8 protein-coding genes are annotated in these 11103 nt (G+C 35.4%); all 8 read right to left on the bottom strand.

The annotated features are described in order from the left end of the window. Positions 1–124: 124 nt before the first annotated feature. A complete protein-coding gene (locus HMPREF2811_RS04105; protein WP_084801934.1) occupies positions 125–1396 on the bottom strand; it encodes a toxic anion resistance protein in 1272 nt (423 codons plus the stop codon). A gap of 3 nt (positions 1397–1399) precedes the next feature. Next, positions 1400–2446: a 5-bromo-4-chloroindolyl phosphate hydrolysis family protein gene (locus tag HMPREF2811_RS04100; protein ID WP_071408220.1), complete on the bottom strand. Its 1047-nt coding sequence runs from the start codon at positions 2444–2446 to the stop codon at positions 1400–1402. Positions 2447–2516: 70 nt separating this feature from the next. Next, on the bottom strand, positions 2517–3788 hold the full coding sequence (locus HMPREF2811_RS04095) for a competence/damage-inducible protein A (RefSeq protein WP_071408219.1): 1272 nt from the start codon (positions 3786–3788) through the stop codon (positions 2517–2519). 248 nt (positions 3789–4036) lie between these two features. Further along, the gene (locus HMPREF2811_RS04090; protein ID WP_066123681.1) at positions 4037–4237 is read right to left on the bottom strand and encodes a cold-shock protein; all 201 of its coding nucleotides are present in this window, start codon (positions 4235–4237) and stop codon (positions 4037–4039) included. A 450-nt stretch (positions 4238–4687) separates the two neighbouring features. After that, entirely contained in the window at positions 4688–4933 is a 246-nt protein-coding gene (locus HMPREF2811_RS04085; RefSeq protein ID WP_071408218.1) for a JAB domain-containing protein, read from the bottom strand. A 550-nt stretch (positions 4934–5483) separates the two neighbouring features. Further along, positions 5484–6005: a RadC family protein gene (gene radC / locus HMPREF2811_RS04080; protein WP_071408217.1), complete on the bottom strand. Its 522-nt coding sequence runs from the start codon at positions 6003–6005 to the stop codon at positions 5484–5486. Positions 6006–6068: 63 nt separating this feature from the next. Further along, a complete protein-coding gene (locus HMPREF2811_RS04075) occupies positions 6069–7379 on the bottom strand; it encodes a bifunctional folylpolyglutamate synthase/dihydrofolate synthase (protein WP_084801930.1) in 1311 nt (436 codons plus the stop codon). 711 nt (positions 7380–8090) lie between these two features. Continuing rightward, on the bottom strand, positions 8091–10817 hold the full coding sequence (locus tag HMPREF2811_RS04070; RefSeq protein WP_071408216.1) for a cation-translocating P-type ATPase: 2727 nt from the start codon (positions 10815–10817) through the stop codon (positions 8091–8093). Between the last annotated feature and the right edge of the window lie 286 nt (positions 10818–11103).

The following is an 11103-nucleotide window of genomic DNA, read 5'->3' as shown; positions in this document are numbered from 1 at the left end:
ATCAAGATACTCTGATATAGGACGCTTACAATCTAGACACATAAAATTTAGTTTAACCAACCATATTTGACTTTTTTGAAAAAATAAAACGGAAAGAAATCAATATTTCTTTCCGTTTTTTGTATTAAAATTGATAATTGTCATCCTGAGTGCGATTGGCTTCTTGTTGCTTTTGTTCTGCTGTTATTTGCAGTAATTTATCTCTTAAATCAAGTTCCATTGCTTGTAATTCTTGTTCAGCTAAAGCACGTTGACGTCGTCCTTCTGATTGAATTTGCAAGGTTTCTTCTAATGTTTCAATTAAGTTAACTTGAGTTTTTTGTAAAGTCTCAATATCAATTACACCACGTTCAGATTCTCTCGCAGTATCGATAGCACTTTGTTTTAACATATCAGAGTTCTTTAATAATAAATCATTGGTTGTTTCCGAAACTTGACGTTGGGAAACAGCAGCATTTTGTTGTCTTAACAAGGCTAAAGCAATCGTGATTTGGTTTTCCCATAATGGAATCGCCGTATGCACAGATACTTGGATTTTTTCAGCTAATGCTTGGTTCGTATTTTGAATCATACGAATTTGGGGTGCTTGTTGAATCGTCATTTGGCGAGTTAATCGTAAATCATGCGTTCGCTTATCCAAACGATCTAAAAATTGATTTAAATCATTGACGACTTGAACATCCATTTGACTATTACTTTTTTTAGCCTTTTCAATCGCTTCAGGTATAATTTTTTCTTGTAATTCTTGCATTTTAACTTCGCCGGCAGCGATATAAATATTGAGTGCTTCAAAGTAATCTTTATTCTTCTCGTATAATTGTTCTAACATTAAGTTATCGTTTAATAACTCGTTTTTCTCACGTTCTAAACGGATGGCTACTTTATCAATTTGGCTACCGATTTTTTGGTATTGTATTTGTGTTTCGGAAATTGAAGCTTTCACCTTTCCAAATAATCGTTTAAAAAGATTAGGTTCAGCGGTTAAATCTTTTGGATTAGATTTTTGTAATTGAGTCATCAATTCGGTTAATGAATCACCAATTTCTCCAGTATCTTTTAATTGAACACGATTTAACATTGAATGTGAGAACTCACTTAATTTCTTTTGGGCATTGGAACCATAAGCAATGACAGCATTCATGTTGGTTTCGTCAATTTGACTAGCTAAATCTTTCGCTTGCTTTTGACGATGTTCAGGTAAACGGTCAATCAGTTTACTATTCGTTATTTGACGCTTCGATAACATTTGAGCATCTAATAAATCTTTTTGAACACTTGTTAATTCATCATGGGTTGTTTTTTCATCAAAAGGATTACTAATTAATTCCTCAACTTCTGATGATGTCGCTTCGCCAATTAATTCATCAAATAAGCTTTCAGTATCTTTTTCAGCCATATATTATTCCTCCTCAAAGTTAAATGGGTCGCTCACTAACTCATCAATCGTATCTTGTTCAGTTGTGTCATCTATTTCCTTATTAAGCGCACGATTCGCTAATTTTATTTCATCTTGTAAATCATTATATAATGATTGATGGAAATGGACATAGCTCTCTGTAATGGATTCACAAATATTGTCAATTGTCAGAGCACTTTTTTCTAAGATTAAATAGGTTTGTTTATTTTTAGCAACGTGACCAGATATCTCGGTATATTTAGCGGTTAAGTCTTCTAATGATGGTAATAATTTATTTAAGAAGATACCTGCTTGAGCTACCCGTTCAGGTTCATTAACAATATCTTTGAAAAATTGTTTTGAAACGGCTACTACATTGTGACGATTTTCAATAACTCTTAATTTAGCCACTTTATTCATTTCCACTTCAATATTTTCAATCCGCTCTTTGGCTTCGGCCATTTGTTGACGGAAAAAGATGATTTCTTGTTCAGATAAACCATGTTCACGATAATGATTTAATTTATCTTGAGTCGGTTTAAATTTATAGTTTTTAGGCGCACGATTACGCATAGTGACCATATCCATTAACAACGCCATTCCAAAGAAAGGAATAGTACAAGCTACCACCAAAGAACAAATAATAACGGTCGTGCCAATCATACCGTCTATCGGGTGGACCGCATAGGTATCAACTCCAGCATAGTAACTGGTCAATACAACGAGTCCCATGCCAATATAATAAATCACTCTTAACCAGTTTTGGTGGAAGCGGCGATCTAATAAATCAAACAACCAGGAAATGAGTGCATGTCCCGCAAAAATACCGGTTGATATGGCTACGATATTGGTTTCAGGTACATCTGAATAACGACCGGAAATAATCGCAGACAATAAATTCGCAAACAGGACAATAATCAAGGCACCACTTGAAATTTGAGTTACTTTTTTATATTTAAATGTTGCTTGCTTTGTAAAGATACTTGCTAGTAAGGCGAAGTAAATTAATACTAATAATACATAAGGTAAATAACGAAATATCATATGCATTTTAAAGACCTCCTTTATTCTATATTATTATTATACAGGTTAAAGGTGATTCTTTAATCGGCCTCTAGACCTATTTATCTTTGACGCGATTGATCATTAATCTTAATTGATTCAAGGCGTTTTTGGCCGCACGGTCCCTAATAAGCGCCCGGTCGCCAAAGAAGTGATATTCTTTTACTTCAATATGCCCCTTATAATAAGTTCCGACATACACTAGGCCAACTGGTTTACCACTTTCATCACTTTCAGGCCCAGCTAAACCCGTTGTCGCGATTGCGACATCAGCATTGAGTCTTTTTGCGACCCCTATGACCATCTCTCTTGCGACTTCTCTACTCACAGCACCAAATTGGTTAAGCGTTGATTCTTTCACGCCAACGGTGCTTATTTTTGATTCATTGGAATAACATACAATCCCTTCTTTAAACACTTGTGAAACACCACTTTGTTCAATTAGTAATGACGCCACATCCCCACCTGTTAGTGACTCGGCTACACTAATCGTTAATTGATTGTCAATCAGTGTTCGAGCTAGTACACGATGCATTTCGGTTTGTGTTTCAGAAACTTCCGACGTACCGACTAAATAGATATATTCACCTACCCGTTCTTTAATCGGTTGGAGCGCCGATTCTATCAAAGATAAGCACTCTGTTTCATTTTCACCTGATGCGGTCACTCTTAATAATACTTCTGCTGTTTTAGCATATAATGCCATTGTTGGATTCGTTTGTTGATCTAAAATATCTTTAATTTTTGTTTCTAATAATGATTCACCAATTCCAAAAAAGCGAACATAACGCGATGCAAAAACTTGATGACTTTTTGATTTCAAATAAGGATCTACTTGTTCGTGATACATCCGTTTCATTTCTCGAGGTGGCCCGGGCATTAAAATAATTCGCCGTTCGTCTTTATCTAAGATTAATCCTGGCGCAGTACCAATCGGATTGTGTAAAATAATAGCGCCTTGTGGTACCATCGCTTGTTTGCGATTATTATCAGCTAATTGATAATTAGGATTTTTTCCCATTAAATAATCAACAATCTCTTGCCAGACCGATTCTTGAAATTCAAGGGGCATTCCCATAAATTCGGCAGCAACATCCCGGGTTAAGTCATCATTAGTAGGTCCTAACCCTCCCGTAATAATAACAGTGTCAGCTACTTCAAAGGCTAATTCTAAGGCTCTTTTTAATCGTTCAGGATTATCTCCTACTGTTGTTTGTTTATAAATATTCACACCAATATTGGCTAATTCATTCGCTAAATAAGCCGCATTGGTATTAATAATATCACCTAATAATAATTCTGTTCCACATGATATTAATTCTACTTTCATTTCGACACCTCATCTCCTCTATAGTATATCAATTTTTTACTGTTCCTTACAAAATAACTTCATTCGCTAATGGTTAAATCGAAGCTTTCAGCCCCTTCAATGTATTAAGTCACCTAGAAGTTAGCAATTGCTTTGTGTTATCATTACGAAACATTCAATGCACTTAGGCATCTAAGGCTAGCGATTGTCTTAATAATATAAAAACGGTCAGAACCGAAGTCCTAACCGCATCATTGATATAATTAAAATTAAGCTTTCTGTACGTTAGCTGCTTGAGGTCCACGAGCGCCTTCTTCAACGTCGAAAGTAACTGATTGACCTTCTTCTAAAGTTTTAAACCCTTCACCTTGGATAGCTGAGAAATGAACAAATACATCATCAGCAGATTCACGTTCGATAAATCCAAAACCTTTTTCTGAATTAAACCATTTAACTGTTCCTTGTTCCATTAATAATGAACTCCTTTGTGCCTATGCACGTAAATATTTATTTCTGTGAATGGTAAAACTAAATATAAATCAACTTTCCCTTATGGTAAAACAAATTATAATTCAAACTTTCCCTTAACAAAAACATAAGTTTATTATAACACGTTTTCATTTTTTTAACAAGCAATATGGCTTAACTTTAAGAATCCTCTCACAATAATGATGCAAAGTCGATACCAATTCAATGAAAATAAATGCCATCGTAGACGCGTTGAAAAAAAGGCTCAAGTGATTCAATTATTTTTTAAATTAAACTTATCTATTTTCAACTTGGCCAATGTTATAAAATATCTAGTTTCATCTTTAACTTGTTATCTTTTTAACTACAAGCCCTATCATTTTTTAGTTGTTCTATCGTTAACATTTAGACTCTTATAGCCAATTCAAATTTCTTAAAATTACGCAATCAACCTAATCAAAAATATTAGTAACTTCTCTTAAACTTAAATAATTATCTTGTCCAATGATAACATGATCCAATAATTCAATTCCCATTAAATTACCACACTCTATCATTCGTTTGGTAAAAATTAAATCTGCTTGCGATGGTTCTGGGTCGCCGGATGGATGGTTATGTCCAATAATAATTCGCGCAGTTGGATATTTTACGGCTTCTTTAAATAATTGTGATAGGTAAATTTTTGAAATTATCGCCAATTTTTCCCCCACACCACACGGTACGTGCAGCTTTCACCGCATACCGCGTTCCATCAATTGTGCTTTATATCATACTGTTTTACACAATTGACTGAAGGCTATTCCTCCCTGTTGATTAGACAGATCAAAGGTCGTGCCTTCGCTCTCACAGAAGTAAATGACTGTCACCAATCAACTAGTTCAACGAACGTAAATTCTACCTAGCTTCTGCTTTCAATGTTGACTTATTTCTATCATTTAGGTTAACTTAGATGGCTACTTTCAATAAGTAAGTTGGCTATTTCCTGTAAAAATAGAAGGTCTTTCATAGCGAGACTTCTTACTCAACCTCTACTTACTTATTGGTCCACATAACTTCGTTCTCCTCATCTTATTAACCGACTTCCGGCATATCAAATCACTGCTAAATTTTTCTGCCGACTTTACCGCGCTTCATACCATTTATTATTTACGTAACAAATCGCATGGCGGAGCTTAAAGAAAGTATTTCCGGACGTTACCCCTTCATTCTACTTTTCGAAATAAGCCTTCTCTTATAAAAATAAGAGCCTTAGCTTTTCACTAAGGAACATTTCGCACTCTCACGCGGGTGCGCTACTGAACTGTTAACCGTCCCTTTAAAAATATCTTTCCGTCGTATAATCTCATTTTTTGTATTTAAAAAGAGTGCTGTTAAATGTTCTTGATGAAATTGTCTCATCTCGCGCAAAAGCCATTCTCCCACATCCTTGGTCGACGTAATCTTCCCATATTTTGGAATGGTACTAGTCGCAATTCTTAATCCAATCTCCATACTCGCTTTTAGCTCAATGGCCTTTATTGGCCCAATCCCCGGAACACTTTGTAATTCCTCTAAGCTTGCTTGATTTAAACCATATAAAGTTTCAAATTCTTGAATTAAACGCAAAGCCAATTCAATCACATTTTCTTGTCTGGTACCGGTCCGTAATAAGATTGCCAGCAATTCATGATCAGCCAGTGCCTTTTCACCAAAATATAACAAGCGTTCTCGTGGTCTACTTTGTTTGGGGACTTCCTCTATAAATAGATTACGATTTTTACTCACTTCCATATAAAAACTCCTTTCAGTGATAGATACACCAAAAGGAGTTAAAATACTTTAATTCAATCTTTTTTATACGTCACTCAGTACCAGCTCTTTATTTAAGTAATGAGCTCGAACTTGAGCGATAAAGTATAATGAACCTGTCACCACTAATATATCTTGGTCACCTGGCGTAAGTTCATGTTCCCAATCAATACTAAAACGTGTCGGAATATTTATTTCAGGATGTTGTTTAACCAACAATTTAAAATCATCCACTAACATAGAATTTGGATGTTCAAACTCCGTAAAGACGATTTCTGCTAAAGGCATTTTCAATAATAAATTAACGTGCTCTAATTGATTTTTTGTCATGAGACCTGAATATATTAACTTAATCTTTTTGTCTGCTAAATAGGTCTGCATCGTATCTGCCAAAGCATTCAAACCGGCTTCATTATGAGCGCCATCAATGTAAATTAATGGCTGATTACTTAATTTTTCCATCCGGCCAATCCACTTGGTTTCAAATAAGGCTTGGTGTTCGAGCTGAGTATCAATAACATGACCATATTTTCTCATCCAATGTTGGAAAAATAATAACGATAAGGAAGCATTATGAATTTGATGTTTTCCAATCATATTAATACAATAAATATCATGGTTATTGAATTGGAAAATACTGCCTTGGGTTAATGATTGGCTTTGAATTTCATAAGTTGCATCTTGGCCTAATCGATAAAGTGTTGCCCCTTCGATGGCACAAATTCGTTCGATTTCTGCTTCCGCTTCAGTAGGTAATTCACCAATGAAGACATCCGCATTACCATGAATAATACCGGCTTTTTGTTGTGCAATTTCACGATAAGTATGGCCTAATCGTTCCACATGATCTTTGCCAATCGTGGTAATCAAAATATCTTTAGAGTCAATCACATTGGTACAATCGTTTAAACCGCCCAATCCAACTTCAATTAAACAAATATCCGGTTGAACTTCATTAAAATATAAAAACATCATCACCGTATAGAGTTCAAAAAATACCAAGCGACTATACGGTGTCGTGGCCATATACTCATTAAGTTCGACCATTTTATTCACTAAACGAACAACCGTTTCGTCGTCAATTGCTTGTCCATTCAAACTGATACGTTCATTAAATTTCATGATATGTGGTGAGGTAAATCCTCCCACAGAAAATCCGTGTTTCATAAATAGATTTCGTAAATAAGCAGTTACAGATCCTTTGCCATTTGTTCCACCTATATGAATGGTATTTAAACCTTTTTGTGGATTATCAACATAGTCTAATGCGACGAGAATTTTATCCAGTCCTACACGATGTACTTCAGTTTGCTGGTCATCCATCCACTGTATTGCTTCTTCAATTGTTCTTATCAAAGCGTCACCTCTAATCAAATTAATAAAGGAATTGTATCTAATAGGTTCTAATCATCTTATTTGCTATCTTTACGTTTCCATCGCCTATTATACGACATTTCAACAAAAAAAGCGTGGGTTATTGAAAAAATATTTTTCACTTTAAATATTAAACTTAGTTTATGATTGAGTAAGCTTCAATTGTCGATTATCTTACAAATAAACACACACCTAAATAGTATAAAATGATGCTGTTTTCTTAATTGACCGCACAGATTCATAATAACTAGCGAGCGGTTCTAAGCTGTTTTAAGCGGTTTTCTCCATTTCAACAAGCCACTTTATAATCCAATACGCTTAATTAATACCATTCAATCATTATGGGTGTGAACAGACGAAGCAGGAGTAGGTATCCAACAAGTCTTTAAAACGCCGTTTAAGGCCATTCAAACACTGCTCTATTAATGTTCGAGCAAAAACTGAATAGAATTTAAAAGTTTTTTCCCAGCCACTACTTCTTGCCCAGCCCCAAACAACAAAATTTAGTTTTTTCAAACCTCACCCACCATCAATAGCCTATTGCTAGTGGGGTCAAACCATTTGACCTCTAGTAATTTCACACCATTTGACAAAATGCCTATAAAAATACAAGGTCGAACAGATATAATCTCTGCCCAGCCTTGATTTTAATCACTCTTAGTCGAGTTTGTTTATTCAAATTGTCTTACAAAATTATTTAACAGCTTTAAAGTCTGCTCCTGATTTTTCATACTTAGCAGCTACACCTGTTGCTCGTAAAATAAACTTGATGATTTCAACGAAGACAACGATACTTAGACCCGCTAAAATAACTAATAACCATTGAATACCAGTTAAATCATGAACGCCAAATAATGATTGTAAACCTGGAATTAACACAACCATTAATAATAAAACACCAGAACCAACAAATGCCATATTTAAGTATTTGTTGTTAAATGGATTGGTACTAAATAATGATTGGAATACTGATTTCACATTATAAGAATGGAATAATTGTATCATACCTAATGTTAGGAATGCGACTGTTTCAGCTAAAACATGACGTTCATCCCCTACTAATTGAGTTGGGAATGGTCCATAAGCAGCTAACCAATACATGAATAAGGTAATACCACCCTCTAAAATACCTTGGTAAATAATACTTGGTAAAACACCAAATGATAAGAAACTATCTTTTGATGTACGAGGAGCATGTTTCATTGAACCTTTTTCAGCGCCTTCTAAACCTAAGGCAATCGCTGGAAAGACGTCTGTTACTAAGTTAATCCATAAAATATGAACGGGTTCTAAAATTGTCCAACCTAACATAGTTGCAAAGAATAAAGTAAATACTTCACCTAAGTTAGCAGATAATAAGAATTGAACAGCTTTTTGAATATTCGCAAATACTTTACGTCCTTCTTCTACTGCAACTACGATTGTTTCAAAGTTATCATCCGCTAAGACCATATCTGAAGCACCTTTTGATACTTCTGTACCGGTAATTCCCATACCAACACCGATATCTGCTTGTTTTAATGATGGCGCGTCATTAACACCGTCACCCGTCATTGAAACAACCACATCATTAGCTTGCCATGCTTTGATGATACGTACCTTATGTTCTGGAGAAACACGCGCATAAACAGAGTAATTTGCTACGGTACGTGCTAATTCTTCATCAGAGATTTCATCTAATTGCGCACCAGTTAAAACATGTGTTTCATTATTGGTGTCATTGGCATCTAAGATACCTAAACGTTCTGCAATCGCTTGCGCTGTTACAGCGTGGTCACCGGTAATCATAACGGTACGGATACCCGCTTCTTTAGCCACAGCAATTGCATCGCCTGCTTCTTTACGCTCAGGGTCAATCATTCCTACTAAACCAGCAAAGATTAAATTTGTTTCAATTGTTTCTGATTTAACATCAGCAGGAATTTCATCAATAATTTTGTAAGCACCCGCTAAGACACGTAAAGCATCTTTCGCTAAGTTTGTATTATATTCTAAAATTTCATCTACTTGTTTGTCAGCTAAAGTAGTAACTTCACCATTGTTGTCAACTTGTGTACAACGTTTAATTAATTGGTCCGGTGCCCCTTTAACAGCAACGAAATAACGTCCGTCTTCTAATTGATGAATTGTTGACATTAATTTACGAGTAGAATCAAATGGTACTTCATCGACACGTGGATATTTTGCCAATTCGCCTTTTAAGTCAAATTTTTTGTCTAAAGCATATTTAATCATTGCCGTTTCAGTAGGATCTCCTAATAATTGGCCTTGATCATCAATTTCCGTGTCATTGGCAAATCCGATTGATTTTAAAAATGGTGTATTTAAGTCAATCGCTTCACTTGCATCATGCAATTCACCATTATAGTAAACTTTTTCAATCGTCATTTTATTAACAGTAAGGGTACCTGTTTTATCCGAACAGATTACTTGAGTACTTCCTAAGGTTTCAACCGCTGGCAAAGTACGAACTAAAGCATTACGATCAGCCATCGTACGCGTACCTAATGATAAGATAATGGTTGAAATAGCAGGTAAACCTTCTGGAATAGCAGCAACCGCTAATGAAATAGCCACTAATAACATATCCAATGGTAAACGTCCACGTAAAATACCCACTAAGAAAGTAACCGCGGCAATTGCTAAGATTAACACTGTTAAGGTCTTACCTAATTTTTCTTGATCACGTTGTAATGGTGTTAATTGTTTTTCAGTACCTGATAACATGGTCGCAATATGCCCAACTTCAGTTTGCATACCAGTGCCGGTTACGACCCCAACACCACGACCATAAGTAACGTTAGTACTTGAGAACCCCATATTACTACGATCACCAATACCAACCTCATCGTCAGCATCTAAGGTGGCTGCTGCTTTTTCACTTGGAACAGATTCTCCAGTTAAAGCTGCCTCTTCAATTTGTAATGAACTCGCTTCAATTAAACGAACATCGGCAGGAACTACGTCTCCAGCTTCTAGGATAATAATATCTCCGGGTACTAATTCAGTACTTTTAACATTTTTAATGGTACCGTCACGACGGACTTTAGCACTCGGTGAGGCCATTTTACGTAAAGCATCAATCGCTTCTTCGGCTTTTGCTTCTTGGAAAACACCCATTACCGCATTTAAAACCACTACCAATAAGATTATAATGGCGTCAGTTAAACCTTCCATCCCTTCAGCAACAACCGATACTGCCGCTGCCACTAATAAGACGATAATCATAAAGTCTTTAAATTGCTCAATGAATTTTTGTAGCAACGTTGTCTTTTCTTCTGTCTCTAATTCATTGAAACCATGCTCTTCTTGGCGTCTTTTTACCTCAGCTTCGCTTAAACCTTGCGAAACATTCGATTCCAACATTGAGACTACTGAGTCACTAGACTCAAGATATGGGACAAAATCTTTCTTTGTCATGTTTCTCCTCCTAAATTTTAATTTTCATATTCTCATTAGAAGTTCTTTTTAAAAAAAATGAGACTTCTACGCCAATTCACCTAATAGCAATTGAACGCACAAGTCTCACTTTTTAAGTACAGTACCAGCAGATATATCTACTTGACGATGTTGATACTGACAAGGTATTCAAACCTTAAGTTACTCCCTTATGGATATGAAATTATATTATTATTATACCAAATCAACTTCAAATTGCAATTGAAACCTTATTATTGATAGTGTCAAATTATTGTTGGTTTTCCTC

Source organism: Globicatella sp. HMSC072A10 (assembly GCF_001811625.1).
Lineage (GTDB): Bacteria > Bacillota > Bacilli > Lactobacillales > Aerococcaceae > Globicatella > Globicatella sanguinis.
The sequence above is the reverse complement of the archived record's forward strand: the minus strand, read 5'-3'. Positions and strand labels throughout refer to the sequence as shown.

What these genes read in the sequence shown, in the direction of transcription:
- HMPREF2811_RS04105 (WP_084801934.1), bottom strand. Translation starts at nt 1,396, where the DNA reads ATGGCTGAAAAAGATACTGAAAGCTTATTTGATGAATTAATTGGCGAA.
- HMPREF2811_RS04100 (WP_071408220.1), bottom strand. Translation starts at nt 2,446, where the DNA reads ATGCATATGATATTTCGTTATTTACCTTATGTATTATTAGTATTAATT.
- HMPREF2811_RS04095 (WP_071408219.1), bottom strand. Translation starts at nt 3,788, where the DNA reads ATGAAAGTAGAATTAATATCATGTGGAACAGAATTATTATTAGGTGAT.
- HMPREF2811_RS04090 (WP_066123681.1), bottom strand. Translation starts at nt 4,237, where the DNA reads ATGGAACAAGGAACAGTTAAATGGTTTAATTCAGAAAAAGGTTTTGGA.
- radC (WP_071408217.1), bottom strand. Translation starts at nt 6,005, where the DNA reads ATGGAAGTGAGTAAAAATCGTAATCTATTTATAGAGGAAGTCCCCAAA.
- HMPREF2811_RS04070 (WP_071408216.1), bottom strand. Translation starts at nt 10,817, where the DNA reads ATGACAAAGAAAGATTTTGTCCCATATCTTGAGTCTAGTGACTCAGTA.